This is a genomic window from Vibrio sp. 10N.261.55.F4, assembly GCF_041470465.1.
Lineage (GTDB): Bacteria > Pseudomonadota > Gammaproteobacteria > Enterobacterales > Vibrionaceae > Vibrio > Vibrio crassostreae_C.
Genome location: NZ_JBFRMM010000013.1, coordinates 73,551 through 89,738 on the forward strand (window position 1 = coordinate 73,551; position 16,188 = coordinate 89,738).

Sequence of the window (16,188 nt, forward strand, 5' to 3'; positions counted from 1 at the left end):
AGTTCTCTGTCTCTGTCACTAATGGCGGCTTATGCTTTATCGTTCGCAGGGGCTTCTTCGATACAAATTGCGATGTCTTTCACTTCGTAAATACGCAGGCCATCTTTGCTCAGGTTTGCGTCGCCAACGATGATACGTTTACCGTCTTCGTCTTTAATCGCAGTGATATGTACATCCAGAGACATCTGTTTGTTTAGAGGGTTAATCTGACCACGGTATTTCCACTTCACTTCAGATTGGATTTGACCAAACTTCGGATTGCGGAAGCCAGCGCCAAGGTCTTTGTTTAGCGCATAGGTTTGCATCAGTTCGATGATCGCTTCGACACCTAGAGAACCTGGCATTACAGGATCTTGATGGAAGTGGAATTGGAAGAACCAATCACTTGGGTCAATCGTACGCTCAGCGTATAGGTAACCAAGACCGTCTTTACCACCATCGCTAGTGATCTGCACGGTATCTATAAAGTTCAAACGACCGCCGGCCAATTTGTAGTGCTCTTGTACTTCACCAGTAGACGAGACAGGTGCATTGAAGTAACGCGTCGTTTTGTCTAGCAGGTTGATGTTTACATCCGGTGTGCGGTTGTTATCAACGTGCCAAGGGTGAGTCACTTTACCGTTGTCCAAACCAAGTTGGTCTTTCAGTGCTGCGCCTTTGAAGTAACCAAATACCGCTGTACCTTGATAGAAAGGCACGCCGTCAGTGCTCAGTTCAAAGCTGAAGCTCTGTACGATGTTGGTGCCCATCATTACTGTTGAAAGCAGACGAGAATCGTTAGTAATCGTTTTGCCGCGCAAGTCGACGTTACGCAACATTTTGCCGCTGCCATCTAGGTTGCGGAAAAACAGTTCTTCACCTGGGAAGCCCAGTGTTGTACCCATGTAGCCAGAGATAAAGCCGTTTGGTTGCAGTGAAATTTCCATCAGTACCGAGTAAGGCATTAGAGTCTGGTGGCTGTTTTCATCAAAGTACCATGCGTTTTCTGGCACTTCGTATTCTGCGATACACGATGAAGGCTTCTTGAAGTCGCCACGCTTACCGTCGATCTCTACAACACGAGTGGTTAGCTGTAGGTCGCCACACGGAGTACGTGGTGGAATCATCCCACGGTAGATTGAGAAATCAGGACCGAAACATTTCTCGATATCGCCAGTCGCGAATTCGAACATGTGATAAGGCGTGAATGGAACCGTATCGGGTGTGCGGTTCGGGTAATCAGGAGTTACCGGGGCTTCAACGTGTTGAAGAGGAACGACACCTTTATTTGGCGCTGTTGCTAGGTCTTCAATTTGCGCCATGAGTGGTGCATTAGCTGAAGCCTGCTGATTAACTGCTGGTGTATGGCCCAAGCTTTCGATAACAGGGGTCGCGACAGCTGTTTCTAAAGAAGGTAGGTAACGAGTACATTCGTCGTCTTCTTTGATCATCACACCCAAGTTTTGGAAATCAACAATCACTTTGCCGTTCAGCAAGATATCGATGTTAGCTTTCGCGTATGGGCGAGGGCTTAGACCAATCTCAGTCACTTCCATGCGGTAAGTCAGTTCTGCAGATTGCGGTAGAACTTGGCCACGACAACGTACTTGTTGAGGGGCATTTTCAAGCGGTTGGAAACGACCATTTTGAACAAGTGTGTGCATGCCAAGGTGCATCATGAAGAACTGAAGCAGTTGACCACAACCTTCTGCCATCAAAGAGCCAGCCATTACTGAATCATCTTTGAAGTGACAAGGGAAGTACCAGTGCTCAGGCTTAAGCTGTTTGTGACCTTCAATCAGACCAAGTCCCCATGTGCCACCTTGCGGTTCAACACGGCTAACCTTTTCGATCATCATGAACTTCTCTGCGCTGAAGCACAAAGAAGGCTGGTGGCGATCAGATTGGTGAGTCGGGCCAAAACACTCTGCAATGTTTGCAGTCAGTAGGTGGCGCAGTTCTTGGTGGTTAAACTGGGTTTTAGGACAGTGCAACATAGGGTCGAAACGTTGCTTAGTGGCAAGTTTACGAGCCTTGATTTCATCTTCAGTGTGAATCACGCCCTTGCCATCGGCTAGCTCTTCATCAGTGAAGAAGCCCGCACAGCCGTTATCCATTTTCAGGATCATCTTGTCGCCAACGAAACATTCGTACGAGAAGAAGAACAGTAGCGTGTCGCCATTGCGAGCAAAGCTGTTGATTGAGATGTCGTAACGCAGCGTATCGCCACCACGAGGCAAGTCGCCAAGGAAGGTCAGTGTACAATCAAGCAGGCGATAAACACGCTCGCCTTTGTTTTCGAAATCAATGCCTAAGTAGCTGATCAGCATTAGGTCACACTGACCAGATTCTACCGCTACAGCCCAAGGGATTTGACCATCAACAAGATACGGCGCATCAACTGGGATGTCGTACTCTGTGGTCATGGTGCTTGGCTTGTATTCGTTGACGGTCGCGTTGAGCTTGGTTACACGAGATACCAATAGGTAGTCTGTGGTTGGTAGGCGAACGCGGCGCGAGTAGCTATCGATGATCGCGTAGTCAGGGCCAAATACATTGGCGATGTCGCCTTCAGCGTATTCAACCAGATCATCGTAATCCCAGATACATGGTTTACGGATAGGTTTTACTGGTGCTGGTGTCGCAAGTGCGTTTACTGGCGCTGACTGAACCTGAGCTGGTTGAGCTTGCACAGGCTGAGTTGATGTTTCGGCTGAGCTATCTAAACCAGACGTAATTGCGTTTAACTGTGCTTTTAATAGCGCATCAGCCATCTGCATGCCTTGGGCTCGAGTGTGCAGGAATGCTTTGTGTACCTGTTGAGCTGCTTGCTGATTTTGAGCAAAAGCTTGGTTGTGTGGTGTTACAGACGGCTGTGATGCTGCATCCGTATTAGCGTCGATATTTGATACGCCATTTTTAGCGGATAGGACATGAGTCATATTGCTGTGGTTACCTGTTAGCTGACTGTGGCGAGTTGGCGCCAGAGTAGGGGATACTGATGTAGGAGTTTCGATGACTGGCTCTACCGCGTTCTGCGCTAATGCCTTCTTCTCTAACTCTTTTTGCGCAAGGGCTGCTTTGATGTTTGCTGTCGTTGGAATCGACGCCACTTTTGCTGCTTGTTTGCCAGAAGCTTTCTGCTGAATCGTTGCCAAGTTAGTCACTGGGGTTTGGGCAATATGTTGATAGATATCGCGACCACCAAGAGTCACTTGCTTAACCAATTGACGTTTAGCATCGCTCGCCAGTTCATTGCTTAAACGAACGGAAAGTGACTGAGATTCAACACTCGACTGGCTTAGTAGCAGCTGTGAACATTGTCCTTCGCTGATGCTGGCAACAATCGCGCTCTTAGAGCTGATATTTGGATTCAGAGACTCAAGGTTCAGGTTGAGGAGACCGTGTAGCAGGCTTGCCATGCCAGAAGCTGCAGAGCAGTGACCAACACGTTGGCTCGCTTGAGTGGTCTTGGTAACTTCTAAGTTGAGAGATACAAGCTCGTGTGACAAAGACTCAGGTGCATGGTTAAGCTCAAGCAGAGAAACATCGTTTGAGCTCATACCGACTTGAGTCAGTAACTCATCAACAACGGCGTTGTTACGCTCGCTTGAGCCAAAGGCCAAGGCGTTAATGCTGCCGTAAGCTGTGTCTTGGTTGCTCGCTACTCGACCTTCTTCCACAAGAACAATTGCACCTGCGCCTTCGCCCACATTCCAACTGCCGTCTTGCGGTTGTCCGAATTTTGGATCAAGCGACACTGGGCTCACGCTGTTCTTCAGAATCACATGTTCCGCACTGCCGCTTAGATCGACGGCTGCAATCACGACTGCATCCATGGATTCTTGCGACATCAGGTTTTGCGCGACATCGACACAACGAGCAACTGACTGTTCAGCGGCTGAAATCGTAAAGGCAGGGCCATTAAAGTCCCATAATGAAGAGATGCGCGAAGCCATGATATTGCCGATGAAACTGGTGTATTGGTTCAGTTTGGCTGCGTCCATCACACTGTCCATCGCGATGGTTTCTAGCGATTGGTATTCGTCTTGTGTTAGCTCAATACCCATGTTGGCAAAGCTGTCAGCCAATTGGCTATGCAGGTTTACGCGTCCACGGAATTGGTGCATCTCAAGCTCAGTTTCCATCGCTACCAGTACTGCAACCTTTTGGCCTGCCACAAGCTTGGCATCTTTGATCGCTTCGTCTGCAACTTTCATCAGTAGCAACTGCTGAGAGATCAAACGGTCATCTTCATTCGGCGGTACTTTGAAGCGTAGGAAATCGAGGTCGAATTGATCGATGTAAGCCCCGTTTGGAATGCCGTGTAAACCAAACTGATTCAGCAGTTCTGGATGTTGGTCTAAACCTTTCCAGCGCTTCTTAGGCAAAGCAATGAAAGCATCGTTGTTGGTTTCAATCGCAGTGCTCAGCGCGTTGATGCTTTGCAGAGAACCGAAGTGAGACGCTAGGCCAGTAATGCTTAAATTAGACGGCTGTAGGCTTGGAGATGCCGACTCTAGAGTCTGGTTTACATGACTCTTATCTGAGTACGCTTCAAGCAGTAAGTGTGCGTTACAACCACCGAAACCAAATACAGAAACACCCGAACAGCGCTCTGGGTTGCCCGCTTTACTTGGCCAAGGTTGAACCTGTGTTGGCAGAGTCTGTGAGCCAAATAAACCTTCTGGCGACGATAGTGGCTTGTCTAAGTTAATACTTGGCGGAAGCACGCCTTCTTTCATCGCAAAGATCATCTTCATGATCCCCGGCATACCCGCCGCAGTCAGCAAGTGACCGAGGTTGGACTTCGCAGAGCCAATTAATGGCGGGTTAGAACCATTCAATTTGTCAGCAAAGAAACGCTCCATTGAGGTTAACTCAACCTTGTCACCTAATGGTGTGCCGGTTGCGTGACACTCAATCACTTCGATGCTGTCTGGGGTTAGGTTTGATGCCTCGTAAGCGCGTTCAAAGGCTTGTACTTGTCCTTTGCTATTTGGGCTTAATACGAACTGGCCACGGCCATCGTTCGACAAGCCAATACCGCTAACGACTGCGTAGATGTTGTCGCCATCTCGCTCTGCATCAGCTAAGCGTTTTAGGACTAAAACACCGGCACCTTCGCCAGCAAATAGACCTTTACTATTGCTATCAAACGGAACCGAAACACCGTGGTCAGGGTAAGCGTGGAAGATGGAGAAACCCATGTTGATAAAGAATGGGTCAGCACCGGATACCGCGCCTGCCAACATCATGTCGGCTTTGCCCGTGTTCAAGTAATCACACGCTAACTTCAATGAATACACTGAGCTTGCACATGCCGCATCTAGGCTAAGTTGCACGTTGCCTAAACCTAGCGCATCAGCCACTAACTTCGAGGCGTTGTGTGCTGCAGCACCATTGATCGGATTAAGGTCTTGCGCGGTTTCATTGGTTGGTAGCAGTGAAAACTGGTCATTAGCCAATTTAGCTTGTAGTGCCTTTTCGACGACCGAGTGATACATCGGCAGAAACAGGTCGTTCGAGCGTGTGGTTGGGAACGAAAGGGCACCCATGATCACGCCTGTACGCTCTAAAACATCGGCATTTAAATCAATGCCGGCGTCAACTAACGCCTTACGACTGGTATCCAAAGCCCATAGGAAACTTTGGTCAACACCGTTGAATGATTCTGCTGTCAAGCGGTAGCCATTGCTGTCGAAATTGAAGTTTTCGATGTAGCCGCCTTTGTCACAGTAAAAGCGGTCTGACTCACCTTGCACACCCTGATAGCTTTCAGGTTTAGCACCTAACTTTTCAGCGCTTAATGTGGTTCGAGAATCTTTTTTGTTCAGCAAGTTTTGCCAAAAATCTTTTGGCGTATCAGCTTCTGGGTATTGGCTCGCAATACCGACAATCGCGATTTTATTGCACTTCACTTGCTGCTTATTCTGAGCCTGATATTGAGAACTCATACTAGCTCTCCTTGATGATTTACTGCGCTGCCTTGAGACACACCACTTAATTGCTTAGCGGTGGTGATCTGTTGTTCTAACCCTTGAATAAGTGGCTCGACAGACAGTGGAATTTGATGGGTGATGAGCTGACCAATGCATTTGATGAGCGTGACAATATCGTCCCCGCCTTTGGCATTGGAAGCGATTGAGCAGTACTGGTCTGCTACGTTGTCGCTACGATTGATCTTGTCGATCAATGTGCTGGTTTGACGATCGGCACCCACTTCAACAAACAGGCGAGCACCTTGCTGACGTGCACTCTGAATCAACGCGGTGAAATCCAGCGTCGAACAGAAAGTATCGGCAATCGAAAGGGCGATGCTGTCGCTCTCTATATTGATTGGGGCGCCAGTCGGTAGACCTGCTGCGCTGATAAAGCGGATATGCTTTGGCAACTCGTCGAACAGTGGCTGTGTGTAAAATTCACGTACTTGGCTATGTTGGCTCAATGCTGGTGTGGTGTGCATTGCGGTAACACGATTCGCGGCAATGCCACGTTTACCCAGTTTCTTGAGCAGAGCACGACAGGTGCTTTCACAGCCTGCCAGTACGCAAGTGTCACCTTGGATGATAGCTAGATAAGCGCGTGGGAACTCTGGTAACAGAGCCTCAATCGCTTGTGCATCACTGCGAACCACAAAACTATTCCATTGGATGCTTTCGTCGCCGTTCAGCTGCCAATCTTGACGTACAGCGGTGAGTTCGCCAGAAATAGCCGTGGTGAAGATAGGACTGGTTTGAGTCATCTCAATCAGCGCATGCGGATTTTTCCAAACATTTAAGCTGGCCCACATGGAAGCTTCACCCTTGGAGTAGCCCAAGGCGAAATCTGGCTGCACTTTGAATTCATCACATAGCAGTTGTGTTAACAGATAACTACTGCCTACACCTGCAATGGCCAATTCACTAAGCGACATTTCTTGCGAGTCTTCAGCGTAGGTTTTTTCAGCCTGCAGCATCTCTTTCAAGTTACCTTCGCGTTCTAAGCGAGCAAATAACTGTGGGAAATGGTGGTGAAATTCGCGCAACATACCGGGATAAACCGTGCCAACACCAGGGTAAACAAATGCAACGCCGCCTTTGCTTTGAGGCTTCGGTGAGAAACAACTGCCCGCTGGCGTTTTGTATTGGCTATTGTCTGCCATTACTTTTGGCAACGCATTTTCTACCGCTGTGATTTCTTGCAATGCAGCATCAATTGAAGCTGCTTGAATCACGATGTTCGCGCTAAGGCCAGCATTGTGCTGAACGCTTTGAAAGTGGTTTAGGTTTGAATGCATCAAGCTGGCGACAGCAAGTTCGCTGTCCGCCGAATCGCTAACGCATTTAAGCTCTTCTCTTAACGAGGTTAACTGAGAAACTAATTCAGCTTGGTCATTGCCAGAAACCACAAACATCAAACGCTCGCTCGATAGCAAGGGCTTTGGTTCTCGCAAACCGGTCGCTTGAGTCAATATCAGGCTGGTGGATTTCTGGTTTTCTTCGCTGAAGGTTAACGCAGCAACACGTGCTTTGTTCGGCTCAGTGAACCAATAGTGGCTCGGTAATGAATAACTCGGCAATGAACGGCTCGATATCGCATTAACCATATTCAACAATTCATCAAACTGCTGCGAAGCAGAGAGTGTAGAATATTGTTGTTGATGGCTTAAATCTGTCGCGGGGCGGCGTGACATATCCAGAGCAAGCTGAACGCTATCTCCATTATCTAGATCGAGAGCTTCAACAAAGCCCGCCAAATTCGCGTGTGGGTGAATCTTATTCTGAGCAGCATTCAGCGCACTTAACATCAACAATGATGGTGAGTGAGAATCTAAACAAAGTTTAATAACACTACCTTGAATGACAGCCTCAATCGCTTGAGCAAGTGCTTGATTAAAATTGCCATCAACCACAACAGTAACCATCTCTGGAAGCGAAGGTGATAAGTCGGCAGAAAGCTCAGCCGCGTTTGCTGGCTGAGCTAAAAGAGCGATGCGCAATGGCATCGCTTTATTAGTAGGAACAGTCACTATGACAATTGCTCCTTTTCTGCGTTTTTAGTCGCCTCTTTCTTTGATACTGCTGAGCTAGACTTCGGCAAAAATGCATCGTTTAAACTCTTGCTGATGGTGACTTTGGCACCTTTCATTACCGCACTTAAACGACCATCTTGGTGGTAAAGTGAGATATCAGCTTGCAGCGAACGAGCCGTGCTTTTTATCACGCTCAGCTCTAGCCAACCTTGGTCACCATTGTGCATCGGTGCGTAACAAATAAACTCACCGATTGCAGACGGTAGGCTTGCCGCGCCGTACTTCAATCGAGCCCATACCAGCATTGCTTGCAACAGATAATCTTCAGCAAATGGTTGGCTATCGCCAAAGCCTTGCTTAGGAATAAATGATCCGCAGTCGCTGTTTTCAATCTGAGGCAACTGGCATTGAGCCAATAAGCCTAAGTCGTCAAAGCGTTCAACTGAGGTAATACCTTGCAATCTTGGTCCATGAAACAGAGTGCCGTCACTGTATAGAGCTTGTGCCGTTGTTACTGGTGTTGAAGAGTTAGCTTCAAAGCGTTTTGTCGACGCTTGTTGAACATCTTCAGACACTTGCACAGAGGCAACTTGCAACTGAGCTTGATACTGTGGTCGCCCTTGGCAGCTGATTACTGCTTTTAGCTGATCTTTTGATTTAGCGTCTGAAGACAAGACAAGCGTTAGCTCTTGCACTTCATCAGTATCAAAAATCACACCCTTAAGCAGTTTATAGTTGTGAACGCTAACGTTCACCCCTAACAGTTGCTCTGCTATTTCACGCATCCATTGGATAGCACACACTGTCGGTAACACTGGGTTACCGGCAATGCAGTGATCTTGAATGAAAGGTAATGCCTTCGGATCAAGATGACGTGTCACAGTGATGCTTGTATTCAGCGGACTCTTTGCAAGATGCACAGACTCCGCATTAAGCTTTTTTACAGCAGCTTCCTTGTTGTCAGAACCTTGCATGCTCGTGCCAACCAGCAATTGAATGCCAGTTTCGTTCAGTAGCTGAGAACTAAACAGCTCTGCACCCGCCTGAAGAGGAATCACGTACACACCACGCTCTGTGAACATACGCTTCAGCGCTGCGTTGACCATGCCACCGTCCCACGGTCCCCAGTTGAAGCTCATTACTTTCGCTTGAGGGTTACGCGCTGACAATTGCAGAGCCGCTTTGTTTAGGATCTCGTTAGACATCGAGTAATCGCTTTGGCCTGTGTTTCCGTAGAAACCCGCCGCCGAAGAGAACATCGCAATCAGTTTTAGCTTGCTGCTATCAATACCACCAAGAACCGCTTCTAGTCCGCCCACTTTCGTGCCGTAAACCATGTTCAGTTCATCAAGTGTTTTATCTTGAATGTGCTTGTCAGCCAGTACGCCTGCACCGTGGATAAGACCTGTGATGCCTTCGAAGTTTGCCAGCGTTTTCGCTACTGACTCATGGTTCGACACATCTAAGCTTAGGTATTCAGCGCTCGCGCCAATCTCGTTGAAAGCGGTAAGTGCTGCGTTGATTTCAAGGCTACTCAATACAGGTTTTAGCAAGGCATCAACTTTCTTCGGCGTTGGTTTGTCACCTGTTGCTTGTAGGTGAGCGATAGCCGCTGGTTTTAGCTCTTTCTCTTGCTTGCCTTGTGCCCACTGAGGTAGCTCTTGTGATGTAATGTGTTTGCTACGACCTGCAAGAATGAAGTGAGACTTACATTGCTTAGCAAGTGTTAGCGCACATTCAAACGTCACACCTTTAGCTCCACCCGTCACCAGAACTTTGTCGCTCTTGGTGAGCTGAGCGCCTGTGTTTTTGGTTTGTGCAGCACCTGGTGTTGTCGCAATCAGTGTTGCACGACCAGATTCACCGTTTTCCGCATGGCTAAGGCCGATTTCAACCGTGTTGGTATCGATATCGAACAGTTCGCCTGTGATTGCTTCAGCAAGATGACGAGCATCAAAAGAAGCGTCAGCATCCAATGCGCGGCAGAACACGTTTGACCATTCATGGCTCAGTGTCTTAGTTAGACCAGACAACGCGGCTTGGTTAAGTTCTGCATTTGCTAGTTGCTTAGTATCTAGGTAACCAAAGCCACCATCGATACGGCTTAGCGTGAAGAACACGCTGCGACCAGAAACAGCATTCAGTTGGCCATTTAGGTGCTTCGCGAACAAGAACGCTGTGGTTAGCGAAGCTCTTGAGTCTGCATTCAAGTTAACCGCTTGCTCGTTGCTTTGTTTTGCATCAACGATAGCTTGTAGGTGAATGAAGCCAGCAATCACTTTGTTCGACGTTTTAAGGTCTGCTTCGATGTCGTTAATAACCGCAGTCACACCAGCATCATCGACGCTGTTGAGTGTGTAGCTTGCGATTTCACTGTTTAAAGGTGACGCGGCAGAAAGGGCACTACGCACTACGGCAACTTGAATGCCGTTAGCGGTCAACTTTTCTGCTAGAACACCGGCGTTGTGACCATCATCTGTGATCACGACACAAGCGTCTTTTGAGAAACAATCGACGAGTTTATCTGCCGCTGGTAGCTTTTTTAGCGCTACCTCATTGTGTGGAGGAAGTTCCGCTGTCGCTGTTTCTGCGATAGGCGTTACTGATTCAGCTTTAGCAGTCGCTACAGGTGCAGCAACGGATAGCTTGCTTTGCATGTAGGTAACGATTTCACCAAGAGTACGACACTCAGCTAAGTCTTCAGGGTTTAGCTCTGGCAGCGTTGGTAGCTGGTCTTGAACCGTACCCAAGATCTCAACGCGTTTAATCGAATCGATACCAAGGTCAGCTTCCATGTCCATCGCTAGGTCGAGCATTTCTGCTGGGTAGCCTGTTTTGCCGGCAACCACTTCCATCATAGTTGATTGAACGTGAGCAGGGTTTAGGTCGTTGCTCGTGCTTTCTACAGTTGCTGCAGCGACTTCTGGAGCCGGTGTTGCGTTAGGATCTTCATTAGCGCCTAGCTTGCTGTTCATGCTTTTAGTATTCATGTAAGCAACGATTTCACCCAGAGTACGACACTCAGCTAGGTCTTCAGGGTTTAGCTCTGGCAAGGTTGGTAGTTGGTCTTGAACCGTACCAAGGATCTCAACACGTTTGATTGAGTCGATGCCAAGGTCAGCTTCCATGTCCATTGCTAGGTCTAGCATTTCAGTCGGGTAGCCCGTCTTCTCAGCGACCACTTCTAACATCGTCTTCTGAACAACAGCTGCATCTAGTCCATTGTTAGCTGCTGCTGGAGCAACTACTTCCGTTTGTGCTGCAACTGGTGCAGAAGCCGGAAGTTTACTGTTCATGTAGTTAACGATTTCGCCAAGAGTGCGACACTCAGCTAAGTCTTCAGGGTTCAGCTCTGGAAGAGTAGGCAGTTCATCTTGAACCGTACCAAGAATCTCAACACGCTTGATTGAGTCGATACCAAGGTCTGCTTCCATATCCATTTCTAGATCAAGCATTTCCGTTGGGTAGCCTGTCTTCTCAGCAACCACTTCTAGCATGGTTTGTTGAACGACTTTCGCATCAAGACCGTTAGCGGCTTGAACAGGAGCAGTTGCGCTTGGTTGTGCTGCCACAGGCGCTGATGCTGGCATCTTGCTGTTCATGCTTTTACTGTTCATGTAGCCGACGATTTCGCCAAGAGTACGACACTCAGCTAAATCTTCAGGGTTCAGCTCAGGTAGGTTTGGCATTTCGTCTTGAACGGTACCAAGGATCTCTACGCGCTTGATTGAGTCGATACCAAGGTCTGCTTCCATGTCCATTTCTAGATCAAGCATTTCCGTTGGGTAACCCGTTTTCTCAGCGACCACTTCTAGCATCACTTTTTCAGCATCGGCTGATTGTACTGCTACTGGTGCAGCCACAGGAGCTGGTTGTGCTTTAACTGGCACAGGCTGAGCTGCAACAGGCGCTGCCGCTTGAGCCGCTACTTGTGGTGCAGGCGCTGCTTTCTGTACTGGCGTAACTTGAACAGACTGGGCTTGAACTGGCGCGGCTTGTACAGTAGTCGCTTGTACTTGAGCTACAGGCTGTTGAACGATAGCTGTTGGTGTAGCTTGAATTACTGGCTGAGCATTTACTGGCGCAACGAAGGTTGGTTGTGTCGTTTGTACTGAACCTTGCGTCAGCATATTAAGTGCTGAGTTGTTGCTGTGTGCTTGCATCTCTAGGTAATGAGCGTGAGCTTTTAGCGTTTCAGCTTGGTGCTGGTGGAACATTTCCATAGAACGTTGCAGGTTCTCTGGAATTGTTACGCCTGCTGTTGCCATTTTCGCTTGCTCAGACATTAGGGTATTGAACGTGTCACCGTATTGTTGAGGAATCGCAAGGAACTGCTGATGTACTTCTGCTGCTTGTTGTTGAGCATTGAAGAACGATTGCAGTGAAGACTCATCAACCGTTACTTGAGCTGCTGGCTTAATAGTCGCTGGTGCAGGTTGCGCCATTTGAGGCTGCTGAGCTGCTGTTGCTACTTGCACACTTGGTGCTGGAGCAACTGACGGTTGTACATTTGAAGCTTGAGGAGCAGCCACAGGTACTTCAACGATTTCTGTTTTAATCACTTCTTTTTCCACGATTTTCTCGACTTCAACTTTCACTTCAACAATCTCAGTCTTTTCGGTGACGTTGCCCGAAGCCAATGATTGATCCATTTTCTTACGAGTAGCAGGGCTGATGTAGTTGGTTGCATTCAGCTTGATGTTCATTGGTGATGCCTTCGCAGGTTCAGCAATGTCAGCTTGGTAAGGGTCAATGTTGTCTAATGAAACACCAGCCACGCACAGTTGAACCGCAGCTAAGCGAAGCTGTTGGTCACTGTCGCCTTTAGGGCTTGGGTTGATGCTGATTGCGTAAAGCTCTTCGTTCTTATCAGCCAATGTTTTCTCAACCAGCTTTTGAAGAATGTTTTTAGGACCGAACTCAACGAATACGCGCGCGCCGGCTTCATACATCGCTTCAATTTGCTCGCTGAAACGAACCGATTGCAGCATGTGCTGTTTGAATGCTTTCTTGATCGCTTTAGCGTCTTTGCTGTGCAGTTTGCCCGTTGCGTTTGAGTAAAGCGGCAGCGTTGGAGCGCTAAATGAAGCTTTATCAATTGCAGCTGCAAATGGCTTTTGAGCATGAGCAACAAGCGGGGTGTGGAAAGCACCAGATACTGGCAGAGCAATTGCTTTGAAGCCTTGCTCAGTTAGCGCTTGGGCTGCCTGCTGAACGGTTGCTGTTGGACCAGCAATAACCAATTGAGTCGGAGCGTTGTAGTTGGCAATGCTCACGCCTTCGAATTGGCTGATGCAGCTTTCAACGGCTGGAAGTTTGTCTGCGTCTAGAATGACCGCAAACATAGTACCGCTGTCGCCTTGTTCAGGTGTCGCCGCCATCGCATCGCCACGAGCGAAAGCTAGTTGGTAGTAATCGTCTTGCGAGATAACACCCGAAGCACATAGTGCGCTTAGTTCACCAAAGCTGTGGCCTGCAACCATGTCTGCTTTGAAGCCAGCTTGAGTCATGATGTCGAACTGACCCATAGACACAGTACCAATTGCACTTTGCGCATTGGCCGTGTTGGTTAACACCGCTTCTTGAGCTTTGGTTGCTTCTGGTGTGAAGGTTGGAATGGGGAATAGAATTTGGGACAGAGCCGTCTTCTTGTGCTGACCAAATACTTGGTCCGCTTGAGCAAGCTGTTGGCGCATCTCTGGGTAATGACAAGCAAGCTCGCGACCCATGTTGAGATATTGCGAACCTTGACCTGCAAATAGCGCTGCTACTTTACTAGTGCCGTTTTCAGCAATCAGTGCTGACTCACGGTAGCTAGTACCGTTTGGCATCTGCCAATGTGCTTTGGTTTGGCTCTCAAGCATAGGAATCGCTTGAGTCAGTTGCGCTTGAAGGTCTGCTTGGTCAGTTACAACTAAACCAAGACGAGCATGCTTAGCGTCAACTTCGCGTAGAGCGTGTTGCTCAGCAAGCGCTTCCAGTTTGAACGCTGCATCTGCAGTTTGAGTTGAAACCTGTTTAAGTTCATTGATCAGTGCTTGACGAGATTCTGCGCTGAATAACAGAGTTTGCGGCACTTGGCGTTGACGGTATTTGTCACCGCGAGTGTGCTCTGGTGTGTACTCTTCCAATACCACGTGGAAGTTAGTGCCACCAAAACCGAATGAGCTGATACCTGCACGGCGTGGTGTGCCGTCGACACGTTTCATCCAAGGGCGCGTTTGTGTGTTTAGGTAGAACGGCGAGTTTTCGATATCCAGTTTAGGATTCGGAGCCGATACGTTAATCGTTGGCGGCAGTACTTTGTGGTGCAGTGCTAAGGCAGCTTTGATTAAACCTGCAGTACCCGCGGTTGATTTGGTGTGGCCAATCTGAGATTTCACAGAGCCTAACGCAATGTGTTGCTTCTCTTCATTGTTCTCACTGAATACCGAGTTCAAGCCACCAAATTCAGCCACATCACCTGCCGCTGTACCTGTGCCGTGCGCTTCCAAAAGGCCAAGCGTGTGCGGTGCGAAACCAGCATCATCGTAAGCACGTTTCAGTGCTTTTGCTTGTCCTTCAGGGCGAGGCGCGTAAATACTCTTGAACTTACCATCCGAAGAAGAACCGACACCTTTAATCACAGAGTAGATTCTGTCGCCGTCGCGCTCTGCATCTTCAAGGCGCTTAAGAGCAACCATGCCGATGCCTTCACCAATCATCATGCCTTTTGAATCGATGTCGAAAGGTTGAATGGTTTCGTTTGTAGTGAATGCTGGGGTTTTAGAGAAGCTCATGTACATGGTTGGTGAGTTATCAGTACACACACCACCAGTGATCATCATTTCACTGCGGCCTTCAACCAGCTCGCTCAGTGCCATGCGCATTGCGGCTAGAGAACCTGCACACGCAGCATCTACTACACAGTTGATGCCACCAAGGTCAAAGCGGTTAGCAATACGACCTGAAATTACGTTACCCAATGAACCAGGGAATGAGTTCTCTTCCCAGTGGATGTATTGGTCTTGGAATTTTTTGATCAGCATTTCGCTGTCTTCGTCGTTGATGCCACTGCTCTTGAAGACTTTTTTCAAAACAGGGTATTGAAGACGAGCATTCAAGCTTTGAGCGATCTTCTGACCACCGCCTACACCGAGTGTAATACCGATCTTATCGCGATCGTAACCTTCAGGAAGTTTCGCATCTTCAAGTACTTCTTTTGCCACGATCAGAGATAGCAGCTGTGACGTATCAGTCAGTTCTAGGATATTTGGCGGAAGGCCGAATTCCATAGGGTTGAAGTCAACTTCTGGGATGAAGCCACCGCGCTTACAGTAAGATTTGTCTGGCGTAGTACGATCTGAATCGTAGTAATCTTCTGGGCGCCAGTGTGTATCAGGCACTTCGGTAATTGCATCGATCTTTTCGCTGATCAAATCCCAGAATTTGTTTAGGTAGCGAGAGTTCGCAAACATGCTTGCCATACCAACGATAGCAATAGGCATGTCTTTAAGACGTTTATTAAGTCGAGTGTCGTCGACTGATTCCGGTGTATTTTTTTCGGGTTGGCTCATTATGAGTCTCCACTTGAAATCACTGAGGGCGATGTCGTGTTTTGAGGCTGCGCTTTTAATTGAATCGAAAATAAATCTGAAACAGATTTGGGCAAACGCAGCTGAAGAGTAAGGCTGCCGAAAGTTGGCCACCTGACTGAAATAGGGGGTGCGAAGTTCATTGACTTGCAGACGTTGAGAACGTGTTTCATGCGTGAAGGGGGTATTCGAATGTGAGGTTAATGTCCATTTAAATCCTGTCCAAAGTACTGCTTTATGCAAAGCAGGTATCCGCAATAAAAACGTGTGAATTTGTTTAATGGTTGAGCAGGCTACCCGAGGTGAGTGGCCGATACAATGCTCCCAGAGGCCACTATGATCTGTTCAGACCAGATGATTTTACTGAACTTTTGTTTTTCGTATTTTTAGTGCAATTAACTTATTGATAATTAATGGATATGAGTAGTTTTTTAGTGTTTATGCTCTATTTTTTGACTTGGTGAGATCTATGTCAGATTTTTGTAAGTAACATTTAATAGATGCCTGTTCCGTAAGGCTAAGTGTGATCTGTGTTTTAATTTGTCATTATTTGAAAAATTAGTTTTAAGTCCGCATATGAAGGGTGTTTCCTGCCCAAATTCTCTATGTTTCTCTCAAAAT

General features: G+C 47.9%; 3 protein-coding genes. All 3 read right to left on the reverse strand.

Features of this window, described 5'->3' with window-relative positions; translation table 11 throughout:
- Positions 1–29 precede the first annotated feature (29 nt).
- From AB4249_RS07455 to AB4249_RS07465, 3 genes are read right to left on the reverse strand one after another with little or no spacing between them, the layout of a single operon-like run.
- Entirely contained in the window at positions 30–5,936 is a 5,907-nt protein-coding gene (locus tag AB4249_RS07455; protein ID WP_372102706.1) for a beta-ketoacyl synthase N-terminal-like domain-containing protein, read from the reverse strand.
- Complete coding sequence (locus AB4249_RS07460) at positions 5,933–7,990, reverse strand: PfaB family protein (protein WP_372102708.1); 2,058 nt, start codon at positions 7,988–7,990, stop codon at positions 5,933–5,935. The genes AB4249_RS07455 and AB4249_RS07460 overlap by 4 nt, the downstream gene beginning before the upstream one ends.
- On the reverse strand, positions 7,990–15,549 hold the full coding sequence (locus AB4249_RS07465) for a beta-ketoacyl synthase N-terminal-like domain-containing protein (protein ID WP_372102710.1): 7,560 nt from the start codon (positions 15,547–15,549) through the stop codon (positions 7,990–7,992). The genes AB4249_RS07460 and AB4249_RS07465 overlap by 1 nt, the downstream gene beginning before the upstream one ends.
- Positions 15,550–16,188: the final 639 nt, after the last annotated feature.

Coding starts and splice junctions, on each gene's coding strand:
- AB4249_RS07455 (WP_372102706.1), bottom strand. CDS start 5,936: ATGAGTTCTCAATATCAGGCTCAGAATAAGCAGCAAGTGAAGTGCAAT.
- AB4249_RS07465 (WP_372102710.1), bottom strand. CDS start 15,549: ATGAGCCAACCCGAAAAAAATACACCGGAATCAGTCGACGACACTCGA.